The 22,680-nt window shown below is 36.6% G+C and carries 19 protein-coding genes; 4 read left to right on the top strand and 15 right to left on the bottom strand.

Annotation, left to right across the window (positions count from 1 at the left end):
* Positions 1-31: 31 nt before the first annotated feature.
* Positions 32-499: a signal peptidase II gene (gene lspA / locus BR87_RS02130; protein ID WP_035028137.1), complete on the bottom strand. Its 468-nt coding sequence runs from the start codon at positions 497-499 to the stop codon at positions 32-34.
* Between the two features lie 189 nt (positions 500-688).
* Here lspA and BR87_RS02125 point away from each other — a divergent pair, with 189 nt between their 5' ends.
* The 4 genes from BR87_RS02125 (at position 689) to BR87_RS02110 (ending at position 3,941) form a co-directional block, all read left to right on the top strand.
* Positions 689-928 (top strand): hypothetical protein, encoded by a 240-nt coding sequence (locus tag BR87_RS02125; protein WP_035028134.1) that lies wholly within the window; start codon positions 689-691, stop codon positions 926-928.
* A 278-nt stretch (positions 929-1,206) separates the two neighbouring features.
* Positions 1,207-1,848: a YkyA family protein gene (locus tag BR87_RS02120; protein ID WP_035028129.1), complete on the top strand. Its 642-nt coding sequence runs from the start codon at positions 1,207-1,209 to the stop codon at positions 1,846-1,848.
* Between the two features lie 18 nt (positions 1,849-1,866).
* Positions 1,867-2,730 carry a polysaccharide deacetylase family protein gene (locus BR87_RS02115; protein ID WP_035028126.1) on the top strand — a complete coding sequence of 288 codons (864 nt, stop codon included), beginning with the start codon at positions 1,867-1,869 and terminating at the stop codon, positions 2,728-2,730.
* Entirely contained in the window at positions 2,727-3,941 is a 1,215-nt protein-coding gene (locus tag BR87_RS02110; protein ID WP_211249964.1) for a putative glycoside hydrolase, read from the top strand. Before BR87_RS02115 ends, BR87_RS02110 begins: the two co-directional genes overlap by 4 nt.
* Positions 3,942-4,044: 103 nt before the next feature.
* Here BR87_RS02110 and addA read toward each other — a convergent pair whose 3' ends face one another.
* From addA to BR87_RS02045, 14 genes are all read right to left on the bottom strand, one after another.
* Positions 4,045-7,833, bottom strand: coding sequence for a helicase-exonuclease AddAB subunit AddA (gene addA, locus BR87_RS02105; RefSeq protein WP_035028123.1), 3,789 nt, complete (start codon positions 7,831-7,833; stop codon positions 4,045-4,047).
* Positions 7,830-11,438 (bottom strand): helicase-exonuclease AddAB subunit AddB, encoded by a 3,609-nt coding sequence (addB, locus tag BR87_RS02100; RefSeq protein ID WP_035028120.1) that lies wholly within the window; start codon positions 11,436-11,438, stop codon positions 7,830-7,832. Before addB ends, addA begins: the two co-directional genes overlap by 4 nt.
* 172 nt (positions 11,439-11,610) lie before the next feature.
* Positions 11,611-11,868 (bottom strand): DUF1294 domain-containing protein, encoded by a 258-nt coding sequence (locus tag BR87_RS02095; RefSeq protein WP_156959067.1) that lies wholly within the window; start codon positions 11,866-11,868, stop codon positions 11,611-11,613.
* 1 nt (position 11,869) lies between these two features.
* Positions 11,870-13,105: a peptidase T gene (gene pepT, locus BR87_RS02090; protein WP_035028114.1), complete on the bottom strand. Its 1,236-nt coding sequence runs from the start codon at positions 13,103-13,105 to the stop codon at positions 11,870-11,872.
* 77 nt (positions 13,106-13,182) lie between these two features.
* Positions 13,183-14,307 carry a Nif3-like dinuclear metal center hexameric protein gene (locus BR87_RS02085; RefSeq protein ID WP_035028111.1) on the bottom strand — a complete coding sequence of 375 codons (1,125 nt, stop codon included), beginning with the start codon at positions 14,305-14,307 and terminating at the stop codon, positions 13,183-13,185.
* The gene (locus BR87_RS02080; RefSeq protein WP_035028108.1) at positions 14,304-15,011 is read right to left on the bottom strand and encodes a tRNA (adenine(22)-N(1))-methyltransferase; all 708 of its coding nucleotides are present in this window, start codon (positions 15,009-15,011) and stop codon (positions 14,304-14,306) included. The genes BR87_RS02085 and BR87_RS02080 overlap by 4 nt, the downstream gene beginning before the upstream one ends.
* A 44-nt stretch (positions 15,012-15,055) precedes the next feature.
* Positions 15,056-15,514: a hypothetical protein gene (locus BR87_RS02075; protein ID WP_035028106.1), complete on the bottom strand. Its 459-nt coding sequence runs from the start codon at positions 15,512-15,514 to the stop codon at positions 15,056-15,058.
* Positions 15,515-15,643: 129 nt separating this feature from the next.
* On the bottom strand, positions 15,644-16,759 hold the full coding sequence (rpoD, locus tag BR87_RS02070; protein WP_035028103.1) for an RNA polymerase sigma factor RpoD: 1,116 nt from the start codon (positions 16,757-16,759) through the stop codon (positions 15,644-15,646).
* Between the two features lie 41 nt (positions 16,760-16,800).
* Entirely contained in the window at positions 16,801-18,663 is a 1,863-nt protein-coding gene (gene dnaG / locus BR87_RS02065) for a DNA primase (RefSeq protein ID WP_035028099.1), read from the bottom strand.
* 169 nt (positions 18,664-18,832) lie between these two features.
* Entirely contained in the window at positions 18,833-19,402 is a 570-nt protein-coding gene (locus tag BR87_RS02060) for a hypothetical protein (RefSeq protein ID WP_035028095.1), read from the bottom strand.
* Between the two features lie 89 nt (positions 19,403-19,491).
* Positions 19,492-20,016 (bottom strand): transcription repressor NadR, encoded by a 525-nt coding sequence (locus BR87_RS02055; RefSeq protein WP_035028092.1) that lies wholly within the window; start codon positions 20,014-20,016, stop codon positions 19,492-19,494.
* Between the two features lie 146 nt (positions 20,017-20,162).
* The gene (locus tag BR87_RS12990; protein WP_156959066.1) at positions 20,163-20,300 is read right to left on the bottom strand and encodes a hypothetical protein; all 138 of its coding nucleotides are present in this window, start codon (positions 20,298-20,300) and stop codon (positions 20,163-20,165) included.
* Between the two features lie 132 nt (positions 20,301-20,432).
* Positions 20,433-22,148, bottom strand: coding sequence for an ABC transporter ATP-binding protein (locus BR87_RS02050; RefSeq protein WP_035028090.1), 1,716 nt, complete (start codon positions 22,146-22,148; stop codon positions 20,433-20,435).
* Positions 22,149-22,255: 107 nt separating this feature from the next.
* Entirely contained in the window at positions 22,256-22,636 is a 381-nt protein-coding gene (locus BR87_RS02045) for a DUF488 domain-containing protein (protein WP_035028087.1), read from the bottom strand.
* Between the last annotated feature and the right edge of the window lie 44 nt (positions 22,637-22,680).

Genomic DNA, 22,680 nt, shown 5'->3' with positions numbered 1-22,680 from the left:
AAAACTCCTTTTTTATAATAGGCCCTGCCTTTTATTGCTGACTCTTTCTTTTTTTATCTGTTTCATCGAGCACGACATACAACAGCATTAATGCGACGCCAATAAATAATGACATATCGGCTACATTAAAAATAGGAAAATCAATAAATTCTAATCGAATCATATCTACCACATATTCGATTCGGAGACGATCAATAAAATTACCGACTGCTCCTGCCAAAATAAAAGCCAGGGCAATAGACAACAAACGGCTGTTTTTGCCATATTTTTGTAAGTAATAGATGATGACGCCGACTACCACAAGCGTAATCAGATAAAAAAACCACATTTGGCCTTCTAAGATACTCCATGCAGCGCCAGAATTCTGTAGGTACATCCACGATAAGACACCCGGGACCACTTCTACTACATCATGTAAAGGAATATGCGTAACCGTTAAATATTTTGTCCATTGATCAATTCCAATAATAACAGCTGCGAAAATATAATATAAAAACATTTGTAACCCTCTCTTTACCCATAATCTATTGAAACTAGTCTATTTCCATTTTACCTGATATATGAAATAAGAGATAGCTTTTTATTTTAAACCAGCAGGAAAAAAAAGTGCATATTGTAAGACGTTTTTATTGGCTTTTGATTAGAAAAAGAGTAAAATAGTTAAAGGATAAAGAAAGGAGATGTTTAAATGGAACAAGCAACTATTGAAAAAGTTTGGCAAATTAAAGGCCTCTTGTTTAAAAATGAGGATTATCATTTGGCACTAGATTTGGAAGATAGCACACACCGAGTTTTAATGCGGTATATTATTGTTCATCCCGATTCCGTACCCTACCAAAAAGGAATGGAAATAGGTTATGATCAAGAAGATTTTGTCGTCTATACTCACAAAGAAGATGCTAAACAAAGTTTGTATTCTGTTGCCTAGTTAGACTGAGCAATTCGTCCATGAGAGTTGCAGTCTAATTTGTCTTTTTAAAATCCCTCCAGTTACTGGATGAGGATTATTTTTTTTTTTATTATTCCCTCTTGAGAAAAAATAATAGTCCGAAAACAACTGTTATCATTTGGGTAATTGTGTCAGCTTTGTTATACTAATAAAAGTTGCTAGTAAATATAATGTAATGGAAGGAATAAAATTATTTATCAGGAACGATAAAAATAGAATTGACTGAACGATACTTAGAAAAAAAGGAGACTTACATAATGAAAAAAAGAACCAAAACAGTTTATGCATTAGCTGCCGCTTTCTTTTTAACTGGCTGTGCAAATGACGGCATTGCAGATGCTTTGAAAAGTACTGAAGCAATCGAACCTGAAGAAAACACCTTGTTGTCAGAATTAAACAAAGTGACTAAGCAAGAAAAAGCTTTACAGGAAACTTTTGAAAAGACATTGGATGAAAGCGATAGTTTGACTCAATTCTCTGATGGAACTGCTCCTGTTTTTGAAAACGTTAAGAACCGGAAAACAGCAATATCGGCGATAAAAAAAGCCACTGGTGAAATGAAAGAAACACAAAAAAGTTTAGCTGAAAACGATGGCGATAAAGTACCTAAAGAAGAAATTGAGGGCTTATCTGAAGAAATAAAAAAACTTACTGCTTCTCTTGATGACTATTCGAAGCAATATGAAAAAAACTTGAAGGAAGAAGAAACATATTACCAATCATTAGCTGATGAAGAAGCTACTTATAAAACTTTGACAGACGGCATTACTAAATTGAATGAAGAAGATACTAAAACAAAAGAGCTTTTGAACCAACTGAATGAGCAATTTAAAACGCTGAAAAAACAACGTACCGAAGCAGAAGAAAAATTAAACTCATTATCAGAATCAAGTAAATAAGTTAAGGAGTGTAAAATAATGAAAAAAACAGTTTTAAGTTTTACTTTAATGAGTGCTTTATTGTTAAGTGCTTGCCAAACGAATGACCCGGCACAATCTGATGAAAAGTCTTCAGAATCAGCTTTAACTCAATCTTCTGAAGCCGTTTCAGAGTCTGCTAGCACTGAAAGCAGTGAATCGCAAGCTGATTCATCAGAAGCGAAAAAAGATGAAACACAACCTCAAGAATATACATACCGAGTGAATCCAGATACATTCGTTATTGAACCGTTAAATGACGGAGATGATACAAAAGTTGCCTTGTTGACGTTTGATGATGCTCCAGATGAGCACGCGGTTGAAATCGCTACTAAAATGAAGGAAATCAACGCTCCTGCAGTCTTTTTCATCAATGGAATGTATATTGAATCGGATGAAGGAAAAGAAAAATTAAAAGAGATTTACGATATGGGATTCGAAATTGGAAACCATACACAAACTCATGCAGATCTAAGTTCTATCAGCCCGGAAGAACAACGTGAAGAAATTTTGAAAACAAATGAACTGATTTATGAAACGATCGGTGTTAAACCTCGCTTCTTCCGTGCGCCATTCGGAATAAATACAGATACTTCAGCTGAAGTAATAGCAGAAGAAGATATGGTATTTATGAATTGGACTTATGGTTACGACTGGGAACCTGAATACCAAGATGCTGCAGCCTTGACTGATATTATGTTGCATACCGAGTATCTAGGTGATGGAGCTAACTTATTAATGCACGACCGTGCTTGGACAAATGAAGCAGCGGTTGATATTGCAGAAGGATTAAAAGATCAAGGGTATACTCTGATCGATCCTGCTCTAATTGAATCTCCAGAAAGCGAGGGATCAAACGAATGACACATACTAAAAAATGGATGGGTACATTTATTTTAAGTGCATCACTCTTCCTAGCTGTTCCTTTTGCTGCACAAGCAGAAGATGAAAAGCAAGCTGAGCCCATCGAAATCAATAGTCAACCTCTTTTAAGTATTCCAAAGAAATTTCCGGCTCAATTTTCATATGACAGCGGCATTGATATCCCCTATCCGGAAAAAGGCGTTAAAGGTATTTATGTTACAGCCTACTCAGCTGGCGGAACACAAAAAATGGCTGAATTATCTGATTTTGTAACAACAAATGGTTTGAATTCAATGGTAATTGATGTTAAAGATGATACTGGGAACATTACAATGGATATCGGTTCAGACAATGAGACGGTGAAGAAAAGCACGCAAGACTTTGTCAGTGATCCTAAGACAATGATGGAAAATTTGGAAAAAAATCAAATTTATCCGATTGGACGGATCGTAGTCTTTAAAGATACTTTATTAGCGGAAGCTAAACCTGAATTGTCATTTAAACGTGCCGATGGCAGCGTTTGGAAAAATGGCAATGGCGATGCTTTTGTTAACCCATTTTCAAAAGATGTGTGGGACTATAACGTTGAAGTAGCTAAACAAGCAGCTAAAATGGGATTCAAAGAAATTCAATTTGACTATGTCCGTTTCCCTGAAGGGTTCGAAACGCAAAGTGATAGCTTAACTTACTCACGCGGCGACTACCAAGATAGTGAAATAGATGAAGTTCAACAACGCGTCTCAGCGGTTACAGATTTTGTTGAATACGCTCGTGAAGAACTACGGCCGTATGGAGTTGAAGTTTCAGTAGATATCTTTGGTTATTCAGCAACCGTACCTGAAGCTCCTGGCATTGGTCAAAATTTCAGTAAAATATCTAATAATGTAGATGTTATTTCTTCAATGATTTATCCAAGCCACTGGGGTTCTTACTTTGGCATTTCGAAGCCTGATTTAGAACCTTACAAATTAGTGACGGAATATATGAAAGTTGAAAATGAACTTTTAGAAGGATTAGAAACTCCGCCTAAATCAAGACCTTGGTTACAAGACTTTACAGCTTCCTATTTGGGTGCTGGCAACTATATCGAATACGGTGCAGCACAAGTAGAAGACCAAATTCGTGCGTTACATGAAGCAGGTGTAGACGAGTTCCTATTATGGGATGCCAATAATACTTATACTCCAGGTGTGAACTACAACTTAAATTAAACAACAAAAAAAGAAAGCAGAATAAAAAACTGCTTTCTTTTTTTGTTGTTTTTTCCCAGTTAAACTCATGGTTTCTTTTATTCGTTCTGCTCTCTTTTATAACCTAAAGTGAAATCACTTCTCCATTCGCTAATAAGCAAAGATAAGTCGCAGTTATTGGTTTGTCCAAGATAGATTCCAAAGCACGTCGATAAAGATTCAATTGGCCTTGATACTTCTCTTTCATCTTCTCACCAGCAGCTGTCCCATAATGCGCTACCTGATCTGTTTTATAATCAAAGAGAATCACTTTTTCACCCATTTCTAAATAACCGTCAATGATTCCGTGGACCAATATTTTATCATCAGCCGCTTGATCTAAGTCAGAAAAAATCTTTTCTGCTTTTAGCAATAATGAAAAAGGTGCTTCTCGTGTAACTTGTTGAGGATGCGATAAGATCAGTCGCCCTAGTTCCGTTTCAAAGAAACGTACGATATTGGTTTTGTCAATTTTGTAGGCTACTTTCTCTTGCAGCATGCCTCGGTCAAGCAAATCCTGAATCAAAGCTTCAATAGATTCTTTAGAGACCGGTTTGGTTAAATCAATCGATTGCATCACAAGATGAGTAGCTGTTCCAATTTCAGCATTTGTAGGAACGGTCACTTCAGCCATAAATTTAGGACGAGCTAGCCGGTCTTCTACATACCGATTTTGATTTCGTGGTTGATTGATATCGATCTTTACCATTTGGCCATCATCGGGTTCTTCAAAGAGACGCTTGATTTCAGAAACTGATTGATAGCTGGTAGTATGTGTCGCTTTTTCAAACCGATAGTCATAATTCATCAACGCTAGTGCCTCATTTAAAGTGGTTTGTGCTTGTTCAGAAAGTTTATTGGCTGCACTGGCAGTATTAAGCTTTTCAATCCATTGTTCATCTATTTCTTGGTCTTCTTGTATCAATTGCTCTTGAATCATGGACTCATTATAAAAATGTACAGAAAACGTTGCAGGGTGTTGACTGATTGTCCGATTGTTTGCAGTAACAGATAGAAAAGGATTTTGGCCATTTGGATGGCGAATCAACGACAAGCCAATCCATTTCATCAGACTGTTTGCTGTAAAACGAATGTCATTTGGTAAAACGGTTGGTTGATGAGCACTGATAATGCCCCATTCTTTCCAAGCAGCTTCTGCATTTTTATAAGAGCCAACTAAAAACAGTTTTTCCTCAGCACGTGTCAAGGCAACGTATAATTTACGCATTTCTTCTGATAATAATTTTGTTTTCTGCTCTACTTTTAAAGCAACTTCCGGCAAAGATTGGTAACGAATCCGCCGTTCTAAATCTTTGATATCCGTTCCGACTCCATATTCCTCGTTAAAAAGATAGCCTTTACGAATATCCTGCAGATTAAAACGTTTCGTTAAATCCAGTACAAAAACAACTGGAAATTCTAGCCCTTTACTTGCGTGAATGGTCATCACCCGAACCGCATCCTCATCCATGGCAAGAGCTGTAGGCTCAGCTAGGTCTTTATCCTTTTCCTGCATCTTCTCGATAAAACGAACAAATTGAAACAATCCTTTAAAACTAGTTTGTTCATAACTTGCAGCCCGTTCATATAAGGCATGTAAGTTAGCTTTCCGTTGCCTTCCTGAACTCATTCCTCCAACATAATCTAAAAAATGTGTATCTTCGTAAATGGACCAAATCAAGCTAACTAAATGATTTCTTCGCGCTTCTTCACGCCATTTGACTAACCGTTCTAGAAAAAGATGCACTTTGTTGTATAAAGCTGTTGTAAAGTGGCTAGCTTTTTCAAAACCGGGATAAGAAGCATGAAATGTCTGCAGTGCTTCGTAATATTCACCCGTTTTTTGGCTGATTCGAATAGAAGCTAATTCATTTTCGTCTAAGCCGACGATTGGCGAACGTAAAACAGCAGCTAAAGGAATATCTTGATAAGGGTTATCGATAATTTTTAGTAAGGACATCATAATAGTGATTTCAGTCGTTTGAAAGTAATTTTGTGTATCGTTTACTTGTAAAGGAATTGAAAGACGCTTGAAAATTTCTAATAAAACTAAATTATTTTTTTTAGTAGGTGTTAATAAGACGATATCTTGATAACAAATAGGCCGATTATGCTGTAGTTTTTTATCATAAATCTGAAACCCTTCTTGAATCAATTGTTGTATTTTTTGTCCGACCATCAAAAGTTCGCCTTCTGTTTTATCGTCTATCCGCATGTTCCAGTCTACTGCATCTTCTTCGTTTTCTTCAACTGTATCTGTTCCTTTTTCATAGATCAAAATCTCTGTTTCGTGTTGATTGGTTTCTGGAAATGCTGTAAATCCTTGAATCAGTTGTGCAGATTCGTCATAGTCCATTTGGCCAACGTCTTTATCCATCAGTTGTTCAAAAATGAGATTAGTAAAATGCAGGATTTCACCGCGGGAACGGAAATTTTCAGCTAAAATAATCCGCTCACCCCCATTTTTCTGTTCATACGCTTCGTATTTAGTTAAAAACAATCCGGGATCTGCCAAACGAAAAGAATAAATGGATTGTTTTACATCCCCTACCATAAATAAATTTCCTTTTTCCGAATCGGCTTGAACAAGCCAGCGTAAAATGTTTTCTTGTAATTGATTAATATCTTGGTACTCATCGACCATGACTTCTTTAAATTTCTCTTTATAGTGATAAGAAGCTTCACTTGGAATCCATTCTGATCCTGTGTAGTGAGCTAATATTTGCAACGTCAAATGTTCTAGATCATTAAAATCCAACAAATTACGTTCGTCTTTTCGTGCTCGATAAGCTTGAGTAAAAAGAGCTGTTACACGTGCCATTTCTTCGACTAAAGGAGCAGCTTTGCCCATAATTTCCACTTGATTTTCTAAAGACGTATTAAAGTAGGAGCCTTGCATTTCACTATAGCGTTTTTTGATCTGATCACGGATCGTTTTCATTTCAGCTCCAGCTTCTTTTATACTGTCATCAGCTGATTTCTTTACAGCTTTCCAACGGTTAAACTCAAAGGACTGAGATAACTGATAAGCTGTTTGATAGTCATCAGCAGCTATTCTATCTTGTAGTTCTTGTAAATGGACTACTTCCGCACCGATGAGTTCTGTTTGCTGCCTCAACTCCTCTGTACCTTCTCCGATTTGTTTAGCTGTGATGCCAAGTTCAATCAAACTGACTAAAATATCTAAAATCTGCGGCTTTACTAACTTTTGAAATAACGTCCCTGCTGTAAAATTTTCTGTATCCGTCGTATACAGTTCTGAAAGGTGTTCCAGCCAATAATCAGGGTCGGGATTGGCTCTTGAAAATTCATACAAGGAAAAGATCAGTTCTGTTAAACCGCTGTCACTGCGATCATTTGAATAAGAACTGGCTAAGTTTTTAAACGCACTCATTTCTTCTCCATAAAGTTCTTCTCTAACTTCTTCCCAAACATCTTCTTTTAGTAAGAGGATTTCCGTTTCATCTGTTAATAAGCGAAAAACTGGATCTAGATCAATCAAGTAATAATACCGACGAATAACTTGCAAGCAAAAAGCATGCAGTGTACTAATAGAAGCTTGTGTTAAGAGAGACAATTGGCGTATTAAGTGTCGTTTTTTATCCGGCTCGCTTTCACTTGTAATGGCTTGTTGAATAGCGACTTGAATACGTTCTTTCATTTCCTTAGCGGCAGCTTCCGTATACGTCACAATTAGCAATTCATCGATATTGGTACCCGATTTAACTTTTTCAATAACACGTTGCACTAAAACAGTGGTTTTACCAGATCCTGCAGAGGCAGAGACCAAAATATTATGACCTGCTTGATAGACAGCTTCCCATTGACTATCAGTAAAACGGCTATTTTGAGGTTTAATTGGAATCACAGTCATTCCTCCTCTTCTTCTTTTATTTTTTTAAGAATTTCTTCACGTGATAATTTTTCCATCCTGCGGTAATTATTTTCAGGGAGCATGGCATCAAATTGTGATACAGCACGTAATTCTCCATTGACTGAAGAAATGAACTGTCTTTTTTCATAAAAAGGATTAAGAGTTGTCACACCATCCATAATTTGATTGCCGGCATCTAAAATCAACTTTTGATTGTGTTTTCTTAGTGCCTCCATCTCTTCAAGTGTTACAAATTTGTTCGATTTTAAAGTTTCATTTTTAAGTTGATTGAAAGGATAGACCAAAGAAGCTGTCGAAGGCTCAATTGTAGGATCGAGTGCCATCAATAAGTCTTCTTCTTCCAGCAGAAGACCATCTAATCTAAATTGTTTTAATAGTTCATTTGTATAGGTGTCGCCATCTATGATTTTATCTCCTTTAATAAAAGGATTTTGAACATGCAAGTAAAAAGCTCCGGCAGGTTTAGCTTTATACCCAATCAATTGCGGAGCATTTGCAAGTGCGGTATCTAAATACGTGATCATTTGCATAGCTAATCCGTAATAAGCATCTTGATAACTAAAGGCATGAGCACTTGATTTGTAATCTACAATACTTAAATAATGTTGTTGTCCGACTTCAAGCGCATCCACACGATCGATTTTCCCGCGGATAAATAAGTTTCCGCCATTTTTTAAAGGAAAAGCTAACCCTTCTATTCCTTTTTGATTAGCCAACTGTCCAAAAAGAACTTCTGTCTGCACGTTTTTCATATTTGTTCTTCTGCTTTGTTTACCAAGTGCCCAAGCGATCCGTTTGACTGTTTTACCTAATTGTTCACGAATAAATTTCATGCGATTAGAAGCAGATAAAATCGAGAACCTGGCTTTACCATAAAGAGCTGTTAATACTTCATCGGTAATCCCATTGATCGTTTCTTGATCTATTTCATGAAAACTCACATTACGGCTTAAAAGTGATTTAAACAATTGGTCTAATGCGTCATGGAAAAACTCTCCGGTTCCGGCTGGAGATAATCCAAAAACGTTTCGTTCTTTTAAGCGGAGACCATATTGTAAGAAATGTGCATAGTGGTCTGCATAAAAGGTTTCGAGACGAGAAACAGACAAATATAAATCTTTGCCATACAGAGCAGTAGCAATCTCTTTCTTTAAAGGGTGCGGAATATTCTTTTTCACTAAACTGACCAGTAAATGATTAAAGGTGGCAGAAATAGTTTTATGGCGTTTAAAGTAACGGTAGATACCGATCCAAAAAGGGTCTAGTTGTCCTTTTTGATCTTGTTCTTTCCGTAAAACTAATAATAATTGGCTCATAGTACTCCGGCGTGTCCCAATAAAATCTAATAATTCAGCAGAAGTAGGGTTTTCCAATGAGGTAACCTCACCAGCTTTAAACTGAATCGGCAAGTGAAATCCCTCAACAATTCTTGATACGTATGGAGATAATTTAGGCGCGTCTTTAGAGTCATCGCTAACAGGATACGTAAAAACCAATTTTTTTGAAGAAGCTAAAAAAGCTTCATAAGCAATAAAAGGTTCTGTAGCCATCAATGATTCTGCAGATGGTCTCAAATATTTTGATGGATCTAAAAAGCTTGCAACTAACTCTCTATCTTCTTCAGTTAAGATACTTTTATTCTCACTTCTTGCTGGCAAATGAGCATCGGTCATTCCTAATAAAAAAGTCACTTTAGCAGTTCCGATACGGGTTCCTTCCAGACCTGAATAAACAACTTGGTCAATGCTTGGCGGAACAATACTATAAGAAGCCGTTTCAAAACCAGCAGCCAGAATCGTTTGAAAGCTTTCTAAATCAAAACTTTCTTCGCCTAATACTTCCACATATTCATCTAGCAGCCCCAAAAAAGCCTGCCATGTCTGTTCTTGTTTTTTAGCTGTTTCTAAGTCGTTTTTTTCTATCGCTTGATCTCGCCAGAAAACCAATTGACGATCGACTCCAATTTTTTCTAAAAATAAGTAGACAATTTTAGCAGCCTCTTTCCCCGTTTCTGCTTGGTCGAGTTGCTTAAAGAAAGGCAGCAACGTGTCTTTTAAAATAAAGCGGATTTCATTAGCGATTTGTTCAATGCGCTGATCGGTGTCTGATTGGAAGTTGGTATCTTCGTAATAAAACCGAGTATAATGCCACGGCTCTTTCATCGTCCATTGGTATCCTTCATACCCGTAAGCTAACACTACATTTTCTGTTACATCAATATGCTCTCTGAAAGCATTAACTTGTTGCTGCATGATACGGACACGGACATCGCGTTCAGCTGGTAAGTTTATATCAGTTTGAGGAATAAACAACTCTGTACGCAAAAAACGCATGACATCAGCATAACGCCAATTTTTACGTTTGATCATCAGTAAAGCATCTAAAAATTCAACTAATGGGTGTTGGTTCATCACGTCTGCACTGTCAATAAACGTTTCAATGCCATTTTCATTAAAAACCGGGTCTAAAATGGTTAAATAATCATCTATATTCCGCGTTAAAACCAAAATATCTTGATAACGATATTGTCCGCTTTTGACCAGTTTACGAATTTCCTTGGCCACATGGGCAACTTCTGCTTGTTTATTTTCTCCTGCCCACACTTCAATGCAGTTTTCCATTGTCGTTTGCTGCTGAGACGGAGGATAATTTATTGGTGAAAGTTTATTGGTTTCTACCCAGAAATCTTCTAACTGATTCAATTCCTCACAATAAGCTGCATCCAATTGGTGAATCACTCGATCAGGAGCTACTGGGATATTCTCTGAACGAGCGCTTTGATACAATTGGTAATATGTTTCACCCGCTGCTTGAAATAATTCATGCAATTCCGGTTTTTCTGTCGGGTAACCTTTATCTAATGTTAATGCCACAGTGACTTGCTTAGCGGATTTCATTAACGCCACAACTAATGCTTGTTCTTGAGCAGTAAACCGAAAAAAGCTTTCAATGTAAATTGTTGTATCAGATAAATCCATTTCATTTATTTTTTCAGTCAATGCTGTTAATATATCTTCAGTTTCAATGTACTTTCCTGCTAAAGCTTGATCAAATGCTTGATAAAGTAATGAGATGTCTTTCAATTTCAATTGAAAATCTGCTTCTTGAGGAGTTGAGCCTAATTGCATAATCAAATAAGCCAAATCATCTTGAGTAATACGACCCGTTCTTAATTCAGTAAATAAGTCGGTCAATTGCTCAACAAATCCTGCTTTACGAACTTCTCCTCGATAAATAGTCAATTGTTCTTCATATTGGATCAATAATTTTCTTACCAACATAGATAAACCAGAAGCGGATAGTTGCGGTTTAACGAATAGATCTGTATCTTGCAGCCAAAACCATGCTAGGCGGCTAAAACTAAAGACTTGCAGATTCATCATGCCCATTAAAGGTTTTTCATTAAAAGGCGGGATTTCCCCAAGACGTTTCAAAACGGTCATTTCTGCTTCAAATTTAATATGATCTGGAACTAAATAAAAGACTTTTGCTTGCTTATTGTTAGTTAAGTTTTCCGCAATTTCATCTAACATGGCGCCTCTTTTGTCTCGATTGATCCGGCCTAAAATAAATTGTAATCCCATCGGTCCTTCACCTCTTTTGTTTGTTCTTCGCTTCTTTATTTTAACATATCCATAAAAAAACTGGCTCTCTTTTAAATGATCTGCTAAAAAAAGTACTATCCATTATTTTATATATCATAAAAGACGAAATAGACTCATTATAGCTAAAGTCTGTTTCGTCTTTTATCGATGATTAGGAAAAATAAATGAATAAACCAACCACTAGTGCTGTTCCTAAACTGTAGCTGAGTTTAAAGCGCAGTTTACTCGTTTTATGATGGAATAGCTGCATTCCCAGTAAACCGCCTAAACCTCCGCCAATTATACCGAACAGCAGTAATGTTTTCTCTGGAATCCTCCACTGATGGTTTTGAGCTTTTTTTTTATCTATTCCCATTAAAACAAAGAGCCAACCGTTTAAGATAACGACATAACTAAAGAGATAGAGCATGTTAATCTTTTTCTCCAGCATTTAAGCGAATGATTTCAACGATGACATCGGTAGCTTTTTGCATACTTTCAACAGCAACAAATTCATAACGACCGTGGAAATTTTCACCGCCAGCAAAAATATTAGGAGTCGGTAATCCCATAAATGAAATTTTCGAACCATCTGTACCGCCTCGGATAGGTTCAATGATAGGCTCAATAGACAAGTTTTTCATAGCTTGTTCCGCAAGATCGATCACCGTCATATCTTTTTCGATGATTTCTCCCATATTGTAGTAAGAATCGTTGAGATCAACTGTTACACGCTCAGTACCATAATCAGCATTTAATTTTTCAGCTATTCCTAACATAAAAGCCTTACGGTCTTCAAATTTAGTGCGGTCATGATCACGAATAATATATTCCATACGTGCTTCTTCAACTTCACCTGATAATCCAAGCAAATGGTAAAATCCTTCTCTGCCGGCTGTTTTTTCAGGAACTTCATCTTGCGGCAAGGCAGCATCAAAAGCTAGCGCAATCTTTAATGCATTGACCATTGTATTTTTAGCTGTGCCAGGATGAACATTTTTTCCTTGGATGTTCACAATCGCAGCAGCTGCATTAAAACTTTCGTATTCTAATTCTCCGACCGGCCCCCCATCCATCGTATAGGCAAAGTCCGCATTAAAACCTGCAACATCAAATCGGTCTGCTCCTATTCCGATTTCTTCATCTGGTCCAAATGCAACCCGTACTGTTCCATGCTTAATTGTTGAATCAGCAAGTAAAATTTCCATTGCCGTCATGATTTCTGCTATTCCTGCTTTATCATCAGCACCTAACAAAGTAGTCCCGTCAGTTGTAATGAGGGTTTGACCTAGATAGTTTTTCAAATTCGGAAAATCTTCTGGGGATAAAACAACATTTTGCTCTTTGTTTAATAAAATCGCTTGTCCATTATAATTTTCATGGAACTGAGGATTGACATGTTCAGCATTAAAATCAGCCGTATCCATATGTGCAATAAACCCGATTGTAGGTACTTCTTGAGTTGTGTTGCTTGGTAAAGTAGCCGTTACATAGCCGTTATCGGTATTGTACGCAACATCACTTAATCCTAATTCCGTCAATTCCGCCATTAAAGTCTTAGCGAAAGCAACTTGTGATTGAGTTGACGGAATAGTCGTACTGCTTTCATCAGAACGTGTTTCTGTTTGGACATAACGAACAAATCGTGGGACTAAATTTTTATACATAGTAAAACTCCTTTTCTATTTTGTTAATTTAAACACCAGAATGTTTTTTTATAAAAGCTAAATAAAAAAATAGCTCATTAAATAAATTGATAAGGATCTGTATTGATCGCTGACTGAATGATCGTTACATCCCAATTCATTTCTTGACTCCATTTGGTAAAAAGTCCAGCCAATTCTTTTTTGCAGATGCTCTCAATATGATGGCCTGGATCAATAACCGTTAAGTTTTCAGCCAACATGTCATGGGCCACATGGTAGTAAACATCTCCGGTAATATAGACTTCTGCTCCTTTTTCTAGTGCAGCCGGGTAATACTTTCCAGCATCGCCTCCGCAAATTGCCACACGTTGAATCAGCTGATTGTTGTCTTTAGAAAGATAGCGTAAGCCAGAAACACCAAAAATTGTTTTGACTTTTTCAGCAAAATCTAAAACAGAAAGAGGTTCAGTTAAGTCGCCGACTCGTCCTAGACCATATTCATCAATATAATTTTCAATCGTATAAATATCATAAACCGGTTCTTCATAAGGATGAGCCGTAAATAAAGCATGCTCTATCTCAGCAGTTAATCGTTTAGGGAAAATTACTTCTATCCGGGCTTCTGCTACGTTCTCTGACTGATTTAATTGGCCGATAGCAGGATCAGCTTGGTTTACTGGAGTAAAACGTCCTGTTCCTTCAACTGTGTAAGAACAATCTTGGTAATTGGGTCCTATTTTTCCAGCTCCAGCTTTTGTTAAAGCGGCAATCATAGCTTCTTGGTCCGATAAAGGAACAAAAACAACTAGTTTCTTATAGCTTTCTTTTTTAGTAACCGCCATGATTTCAGTATTATTTAACCCGATAGCCTTTGCTAACCAGGCGTTCATTCCGTTTGTTGCTACGTCTAAATTAGTATGAGCCGCATAAACCGCAATGTCATTTTTTAATAAATCAGCATACATTTTATTTTGCGGATCGTCTGTTACGAGGTTCTTGGCTGGTCTAAAAATAGGCGGGTGATGAGCAAATATCAAATCTGCTTGTTGCTCAATGGCTTCTTGCACTACTTCAGGCCGAACGTCTAACGTAACTAATACTTTTTTAATCGGTTTATTTAAAGTACCGACTGCTAAACCGACAGGATCGCCTGGTTCTGCTAAAGTCTTTGGTGCAAAAGCTTCAAATTTACGAATTAAGTCATTTCCAAGAATACGAATCATTTTAGCAACTCCTCAATTTTTTCGATTTTAGATTTAAAATCCTTTATTTTTTCTGTTTGATCGGTAGCTGATTTTGTTAAATCTGCTGCAATTTGTTTGTCTTTTTTTAATTCATTTTGCCATTTCTTTACAAAAAGAGGAGACCGTTCTTGTTTAAGATGAAAACCAAAAACCAAGTCAGTTTCACTAGCTGTTACTTGCTGGTCAATTGATTTTTCTGCAACAATAATTTCATATAATTTTTTGTTTTCCTCTATTAGTTCTTCTGCCACAATTTGGTACTGGTGTTTGACCAGCCAAGTTCTTAGTTGGTATTCATCTTTATTGGGTTGTAAAACCAGCCGCTCTTTTCCGGTTAGTTTTCCCGCTTGATAGCCCTCGTCTAAAATAGCAGCAATCAAAGTTCCTCCCATTCCGCAAATGGTGATCGCAGATAATTGATCTGAAACAGGATCAATCACTTCCAATCCGTCTCCCAAACGAACGCTGATTTTATCTTGAAGGCCTAATCGCCTTACTTGTTTAACAGCAATTTCAAAAGGTCCTTTAATCACTTCTCCTGCAACCGCAGATTCAATTCTGCCTTCAGCTGCTAAAGCACAAGGTAAGTAGGCATGATCTGATCCAATATCTGCCAAGCGCGAACCAGGTAAAACATAACTGGCTGCTCTTTCTAATCGCAAAGACAACTGCTTTGTATTCATTGAACTCTTGTCACTTCTTTCATTATAAATTTAAAGGAACGGATTTAATCTTTAAAGAAACTCTCATCTAACAAGTAGCCTTCTGCAGCTTCTTTTGTTTTAAAAACACCTTCGATTTGGCCATTCGGTAAATTAATGGACCACATAGGATTATCGTATACCAAACGCAATACATCGCCTCTTTGATCAAACCACAATTCTGAATAGCCTTCTTCATAGCCATCTGCTGTTTTTTTCAAAAAAGCAAGTGCTTTATCTACTAGCTCGTGAATCGTTTTTTTATCTGCGTCACGAATGGATAGGTAACCTTTATTGGTTTCTTCTTTAGGCAAATAGCCAGCATAAACAAAAGCATTGCCATTTGGATGCAGAAAACGAATAACGATTGTTTTAGCTACTGCACTGTCTTCAAAATGGTAGTTGATTCTATCTAATGAAACAGGCACTGCAGTCAATTCAGTATATTCGTCAAATAGTGCTTTTTTTTCTTCAAACGATAACATATTATCTCATCCCTTCAAACTTTCATACTCTTTCATTATAGCAGTTTTTTTAGTGGTGTGCTTTATTAAGTTCCAACAAAAAAAGAGCCAAGCAAATGTGAATCCATTTGCTTGGCTCTAAAGAGTGACTTACTCTAAAAAGTCTTTTAATTGTTTTGAACGACTTGGATGACGCAATTTCCGTAAAGCTTTTGCTTCAATTTGTCGAATCCGTTCACGTGTTACACCGAATACTTTTCCAACTTCTTCTAATGTTCTCGTACGTCCATCATCTAGACCAAAACGTAACCGCAAAACATTTTCTTCTCTGTCCGTTAGGGTATCCAAGACATCTTCTAATTGTTCTTTTAATAATTCATAAGCTGCATTATCTGCAGGACTGGTTGCATCGTGGTCTTCAATAAAGTCTCCTAAATGAGAATCATCTTCTTCTCCAATAGGTGTTTCTAAAGAGACAGGTTCTTGAGCGATTTTTAGAATTTCGCGTACTTTTTCTGTTGGCAAATCCATTTCTGCTCCAATTTCTTCAGGAGTTGGTTCTCTGCCTAAATCTTGCAACAATTGACGTTGGATCCGAATTAGTTTATTGATGGTTTCAACCATATGCACTGGGATACGAATAGTACGTGCTTGGTCTGCAATTGCCCGCGTAATCGCTTGACGAATCCACCAAGTAGCATAAGTTGAGAATTTAAACCCTTTAGTGTAGTCGAATTTTTCAACTGCTTTCATTAACCCCATGTTTCCTTCTTGGATCAAATCTAAAAATTGCATTCCGCGTCCGACATAACGTTTTGCGATGCTGACTACTAACCGTAAGTTGGCTTCTGCTAAACGTTGTTTTGCTTCCTGATCGCCTGCTTCTATTTTTTTAGCTAACATGACTTCTTCAGCAGCAGTTAATAAGTTTACACGGCCGATTTCTTTTAGGTACATGCGAACCGGGTCATTGATTTTAACTCCGGGAGGAGCAGTCAAGTCTTCTGGCTTTTCAGCTTCTTCTTCACGCTCTTTAGCTAACATTTGGCGAACAGTTGGACCGCCGTCATCTCCTACGACTCCAATTCCTGCATCTTCTACTTCTTGGATTAAAGCATCCATTTTGTCTGCATCTAATGTGTAGGGTGTAGCTATTTTATTGGTTAATTCATCATAATGAATCGTACCCTTTTCTTTGTACTCTTTAATCAATGCCTTTATTGCATCTTTATAAGATAATGTTACTACTTTTTTTTCTTCAGCCATAAAAAAATGCCTCCCTTTTCGCTCTTACAGTGTTCCTTCAATCATCCATTTTTTAACAAACGCGATAAATTGACTATTTCAATCATAAGTGTCCGCAAGTGAGCCTGATCGCCTCTTTTGGATGCTTCTGATAGTGCCTCTTGTGTTTCTTTTAATCGGGATTGTAATCGTGATTTTCTTGAAATCACATCAATATAATCTTCTATTTCTTGTGCGGTTATTTCATCGCTAAGAGATTGAAGTTCGATTTCAACTAATTTGTTCTTTAAATGCGTTTCTTTCACAAAATCAATGAAAGCTCCAGTAGTTGCTTGACTTTCTGAATGTTCCAAAAAGCTTTCATATAAAAGGTACAACATTTGATAATCATCATGAACAAAGCTAAATTCATCGGCTAAGCTTTTGATTTGTATCCAGACTTCTTCAAAATGAAACAAGCGATTTAATAATAATTGTTCTGCTCGTTCAATCGAATCTAATTTCTTTCTTTGTTGCTCTACATGTGAAAAAGCTGTGGAACGTACTTCTGGGTTTGGTGGTTGAGGTTTATTTTTTTTAGAACGTTTTTTTCGTTCTTCATAAAATTGTTGTTGAAATTGTTCTTTTAATGTATCTATTGAAAAATCAAATTCATCGGCTAGTTGTTTAAAATACATTTCCCGTTCTACGGCAGACGTAATCGTGAGCATCTCCGTTACGACCTTTTCAATATAACTTAAACGCTGACTTTCATTGTTTAAATTCAAGTTTCGACGATAATACCTCATTTTAAACCCAAATAAAGTATCCCGACCATGTGTCAAGAATTCTTTAAAACTTGCTGGCCCATTTTTTTTGATGAACTCATCAGGGTCCAAGCCTTCTGAGAAAGTCAGGACTTCAAGATCAAAGTCAGTTTGTTCAACAAGAAGATCGGTTGCACGCTTTGTTGCCTCAATCCCTGCATCGTCTCCATCATAAGCAACCAAAACATGGTCGGTTACACGGTCGAGCATATGAATCTGCTCATTTGTTAAGCTGGTTCCCATTGAAGCTACTCCATTTTGGATTCCTGCTTGCCAGCTTGCAATCACATCCATAAATCCTTCAAATAAAACAACTTCTTTTTCTCTTCGAATCGCTGCTCGTGCTTTATCGTAATTAAACAACACGTTTCGTTTATTGAAGAGAAGCGTTTCTGGACTGTTCAAGTACTTAGGGCTGTTTTCATGATCGTCTTTTTTTAACATACGACCAGAAAAAGCGACGACCTTTCCTTGTTGGTTGCGAATTGGAAAAATGATTCGATTATAAAAACGATCTAACAACGTACCATTTTCTCTTTCAACGAATAAGCCCGATTCTTTTAAAAGATCTTCCTGATACTCTTTTTCAACTAAATATTGGTATAGTAAAGTCCGTTCTTGCGGAGCAAATCCAATCCCAAATGTTTCAATTACTTCGCGGGTCAATCCTCGAGTAGTTAAATAAGACAAAGCTTCTTCTCCAACTGTCGTATTCAGTAAAATGTGATGGAAAAGCTCAAGGCTTTCTTCATGCAGTTTAAATAAAACTTCTTTTTTTGAATCAGGTGCTTGAGAATGTCTTTTTTGATCATTTACTACTGCTTCATCTAACTCGATCTGTTCTATTTCAGCGGTTTTAATAACTGCTTCTGGAAAGGTTAATCCATCGACTTCCATTAAAAAGGTAAAAACGTTCCCGCCTCGACCACAACTAAAACAATGAAAAATTTGTTTTTCTTCAGTTACAGAAAAAGATGGGGTTTTCTCATCATGAAAAGGACAAAAACCGAAAAAGTTTTTTCCTTTCTTTTTCAGCTGGACATATTGACTGACAACATCCGTAATGTTTGTTTCTTGTCTGATTTTATTGACGGTTTCTTCCGGAATTCTTATTGCCAAGTCGTTCACCTCTTTAGTCAAATAAAAATTCTCTCTACTATAGGCACAAGTCATGAAGAGTCGCACTCAATAAAGAAGTGCGACTCAATTTTACGTTGTCTATAGACAGAACTATTCAAATTGTATTATAGCATAGAAAATAAGGGTAAACAACTAATTGGATTTAGTCTTACCCTTTTATTTTTAATAAAGTTGCAGCAAAACTTGTTCGAGCGTTCAATGCTTTCCAAATGATATGAGCGATACCAAAGTCGATCATACTATGCACAACAGTTCCTATTCCCACCATTAAGAAAACCGATTGTAAAAATCCTTGGTTATAGTAAGATGCAGACATGTTTCCGCCAAAATAAAAAAGTGAAACAACTGCCACTTCAGCTACCGCATGAATTAAACCTAATGCGAATGAAAAAAGTTGTGTTTTAAAAGAAGAATCCATTAGGCCGGGAGTTCTCTTTAACCAATAAGCACCTAAGCCTGCAAATAAAACATGAGTCAATGCTCTCAAAGTGATGATCAATGGAAAACCACTGATCAAAAAACCAACAGCTGTTCCTAAAGAAACAGAGATTGCTATTACAGGTGAAATAAATAAAGCGATAAAAATAGCTACATGGCTGCCTAAAGTAAATGAAGCCGGCTCTAAAATAATTTTAACGGGTGAAATAATCGGAATGAGGATACCGATTGCCACAAGTAAGGCAGAAATAGTCAGTTTGTGAACGCGTTTTGTTTGCATAGTTACATCTCCAATAATTTTATAGTTCCAAGGTGTATTGACACCTGTCAACCTATATTATACTTGTTTGAAAAGAGGTGTCAAGACAGTTATTTATCATGATACAATAACCCCAACTTGGATAAAGATTGGAAGATGCGGTCAAATGTTTGCTTATCTTTGCAGGCAACGGTATGCAAGTGAACGCCTTGTGTTAGTTCTGATAATAAATTAGCTTGTGTATGCTTTATTTTTTCAAGAAATTGATCGGCATCATGACGAGACGCGATATTCAGTTGTCCCGATAATTCTCCATAGATGGGGTGCTCTACAATCACGTCAATCACTTCTCCCCCATTGTCAACGATGGCATATAACTCTTTTCGCGTTTCCTCAGCGGTATGTCCACTCGCCAGCTTACCTGTATAACGGTCCTCAGCGAAGACACCACCATGTAATACATATCCCTTAGGAGTTGCTGTTATATTTATCCCGGTAGCCCGAATCAAGGCTATATCCCCTACAATGATTTGTCGACTAACCTGGAAAGACTTTGCTAACGCAGTAGCACTGACAGGGGCTGTTGCTTTTTTTAAAATGGACATAATCTGTTCTCTTCTTACTGACGGTTCCATGTTTTCATTCCTTTCTTTGTGCGATAGCAGATTAGTAAAAGCTAGTTTGGACATAGCAAAAAATCAACGTACTCCAATAGGAGATGTTGATTTTTTGTCTAATGTTCTGCTCTGCTGTTTATTCTATTGGATAAAGATACTGTTTTTTATTTAGGTGCTTCTTTCTTTTTCTTAGGCTTGATTGTTTTATGTTTATTTAAAAAAATACGAATAAAAAAACTATAAAAACTTAGTAACATCAATCCATAAATAAATGTACCAATTACTACAATATAGTTATTCATCAAAAAACCTCCAGTTCGCCATTAAAAAGAAAAGAAACTTCCTCTATTACTAATATAGGGTGATTATACCTAATTTATTTGTTTAACACTAGCTTTTTTTATAAATCGCCTTCACATCTTACTAAACGGCTTTTAATTTGAAAACTGAGCATCATACAAACGACGGTAAGCTCCGTTCAAAGCCATCAATTCGTCGTGATTCCCTTCTTCAGCAATACCTGTTTCATCTACCACGATAATTCGTGTGGCGTGTTTAATGGTAGCTAAACGATGAGCGATGATCAGAGTCGTTCTTCCTGTAGCCAATGAATTTAACGATTCTTGGATAACTTGCTCCGTAGCCGTATCTAAAGCTGATGTTGCTTCGTCCAAAATCAAAATAGGTGGATTTTTTAAAAACATACGGGCAATAGATAAGCGTTGTTTTTGACCGCCAGATAGTTTGACTCCGCGTTCTCCTATAATGGTGTCCAACCCTTCCGGCATGTCTGCAACAACTTTTTCCAAGTGTGCTAACTGTACAGCACGTGCAATTTCTTCTTCACTTGCATTAAGGTTGCCATATAGAATGTTTTCGCGAAGACTCCCAGGAAATAAAAAGACATCTTGTTGAACAATACCAATCTGGGTCCTTAATGAATCTAAAGTGACATCTTGAATATTCGTGCCATCAATCTTGATTTCACCTGCATTTATTTCATAAAAGCGAGGCAATAAATTGCAAATAGTGGTTTTACCTGCTCCACTAGGTCCAACAAAAGCAATTGTTTCTCCAGCAGATACCGAAAGATTAATATTATTTAATATTTTTTTAGACTGATCATACCAAAAAGAAACCTGTTTGTATTCAATATTTCCTTTTACAGAAGACAACTCTTTAGCACCTGGCTTGTTTTGTATAGCCGGTTTTTTGTGTAGTTCTTCTCGAAAACGATTAAAACCAGCAATACCTTTAGGATAACTTTCAATCATCGTATTCACTTTTTCGATTGGACGTACAAAAATATTCGCTAATAGAATAAAGCTGACGAATTCGCCATAACTAATCTCATTGCGAATCGTGTAAAATGCTCCAAAAAACAAAGCAAACAAATTAATTAAACGAATAAGAAAATAGTTATACGAAGAACTGATTCCCATCATTTTATAAAATAGAATTTTTGATTTACGGTAAGCTTGATTGAGTCCTTCAAAGCGAGTTGCTTCATACTCTTCATTAGCAAAAGCTTGTACTTCCCGAATGCCACTGACTGAAGCTTCAATACCGGCATTAAATTCTCCTAAATTGCGGTAAATTTCTGTATTGACAACCGTCATTTTTTTATTGAAGAACACTAAAGCAATCGTAATAAATGGAATCAAGATAAAAGTTGCAATAGCTAATTTAACGTGAATCGTTAACATTAAAATAAAAGCTCCAAACAAGGTGATCAAGGTAATAAAAACATCTTCTGGGCCATGATGAGCAACTTCTGAAATTTCAAATAAATCAGTCGTCAACCGAGCCATTAGTTTCCCTGTCTTTTTATTATCAAAATAACTAAATGGTTGTGTTTGAAGATGAGCATATAGTTCTCGGCGCATATCCGTTTCGATATTTACTCCAAGTTTGTGTCCAAAATAGACAACGATGTATTGCAGAACAGTGTTAACGATATATAAAAATAAGAGCGAAAGAGAAGCAGTAACAATCAGAGTCCAGTTTTCGGACGGCAATAAATCGTCTATTACTTGATTGACAACGATTGGAAAGGCCAGCTCCAGTACTGCTGCCAAAATAGCACATAAAAAATCAAGTAAAAATAATTTTTTATATGGACGATAATAACTAAAAAAACTTTTTAACATAAAATCCCCCTTTGTATCCTGTTATTTATTATAAGCAACCTGTCAGGCAAATGAAAGGTCAAATCTTTTATTTGTCTGTCTAAGTTCCTTAGTAGGAAAATTTTCATTTAGTCAATCGCTTTTGCTTCTGAAACCCCTTTTGAAGCAAGAAACTCGAGTAAGACTGTTACTTGATTGTTTTCCTTATCTTTTGCTGAGTACAATAAAGTAACGTTCCCTCTTTTTAGGTGAGTTTTGATCAAATCAACGAATGCATCACTTTTTTCACTCTCGTGCAATTCTGTTAAATAATCTTTTCTAAACTGTTCAAATTTTTCTGGATCATGATTAAATTTTTTGCGTATTTCTGTAGAAGGCGCAATTTCTTTTTCCCACTCATCTAATGCAGCTCTTTCTTTGGATATTCCTCTTGGCCAGATGCGATCAACTAAAATACGGTAATGATCTGCTTTTTCTGCTTCTTCATAAATGCGTTTCATTTTCAACATAACCTTTTCCTCCTAATCTATTTATTCGGTATAAATAAAAGTTC

The organism is Carnobacterium mobile DSM 4848 (assembly GCF_000744825.1).
GTDB classification, from domain to species: domain Bacteria; phylum Bacillota; class Bacilli; order Lactobacillales; family Carnobacteriaceae; genus Carnobacterium_A; species Carnobacterium_A mobile.
The sequence above is the reverse complement of the archived record's forward strand: the minus strand, read 5'-3'. Positions and strand labels throughout refer to the sequence as shown.

Bases quoted from the DNA above. Each gene is read 5' to 3' on its own strand.
- BR87_RS02120 (WP_035028129.1), top strand. From the start codon at position 1,207: ATGAAAAAAAGAACCAAAACAGTTTATGCATTAGCTGCCGCTTTCTTT.
- BR87_RS02045 (WP_035028087.1), bottom strand. From the start codon at position 22,636: ATGTTGAAAATGAAACGCATTTATGAAGAAGCAGAAAAAGCAGATCAT.
- BR87_RS02055 (WP_035028092.1), bottom strand. From the start codon at position 20,016: ATGGAACCGTCAGTAAGAAGAGAACAGATTATGTCCATTTTAAAAAAA.
- BR87_RS02050 (WP_035028090.1), bottom strand. From the start codon at position 22,148: ATGTTAAAAAGTTTTTTTAGTTATTATCGTCCATATAAAAAATTATTT.
- BR87_RS02115 (WP_035028126.1), top strand. From the start codon at position 1,867: ATGAAAAAAACAGTTTTAAGTTTTACTTTAATGAGTGCTTTATTGTTA.
- BR87_RS02075 (WP_035028106.1), bottom strand. From the start codon at position 15,514: ATGTTATCGTTTGAAGAAAAAAAAGCACTATTTGACGAATATACTGAA.
- BR87_RS02125 (WP_035028134.1), top strand. From the start codon at position 689: ATGGAACAAGCAACTATTGAAAAAGTTTGGCAAATTAAAGGCCTCTTG.
- pepT (WP_035028114.1), bottom strand. From the start codon at position 13,105: ATGTATAAAAATTTAGTCCCACGATTTGTTCGTTATGTCCAAACAGAA.
- BR87_RS02060 (WP_035028095.1), bottom strand. From the start codon at position 19,402: ATGCAAACAAAACGCGTTCACAAACTGACTATTTCTGCCTTACTTGTG.
- BR87_RS02110 (WP_211249964.1), top strand. From the start codon at position 2,727: ATGACACATACTAAAAAATGGATGGGTACATTTATTTTAAGTGCATCA.
- addA (WP_035028123.1), bottom strand. From the start codon at position 7,833: ATGACTGTGATTCCAATTAAACCTCAAAATAGCCGTTTTACTGATAGT.
- rpoD (WP_035028103.1), bottom strand. From the start codon at position 16,759: ATGGCTGAAGAAAAAAAAGTAGTAACATTATCTTATAAAGATGCAATA.
- BR87_RS12990 (WP_156959066.1), bottom strand. From the start codon at position 20,300: ATGAATAACTATATTGTAGTAATTGGTACATTTATTTATGGATTGATG.
- BR87_RS02095 (WP_156959067.1), bottom strand. From the start codon at position 11,868: ATGCTCTATCTCTTTAGTTATGTCGTTATCTTAAACGGTTGGCTCTTT.
- BR87_RS02085 (WP_035028111.1), bottom strand. From the start codon at position 14,307: ATGATTCGTATTCTTGGAAATGACTTAATTCGTAAATTTGAAGCTTTT.
- BR87_RS02080 (WP_035028108.1), bottom strand. From the start codon at position 15,011: ATGAATACAAAGCAGTTGTCTTTGCGATTAGAAAGAGCAGCCAGTTAT.
- addB (WP_035028120.1), bottom strand. From the start codon at position 11,438: ATGGGATTACAATTTATTTTAGGCCGGATCAATCGAGACAAAAGAGGC.
- lspA (WP_035028137.1), bottom strand. From the start codon at position 499: ATGTTTTTATATTATATTTTCGCAGCTGTTATTATTGGAATTGATCAA.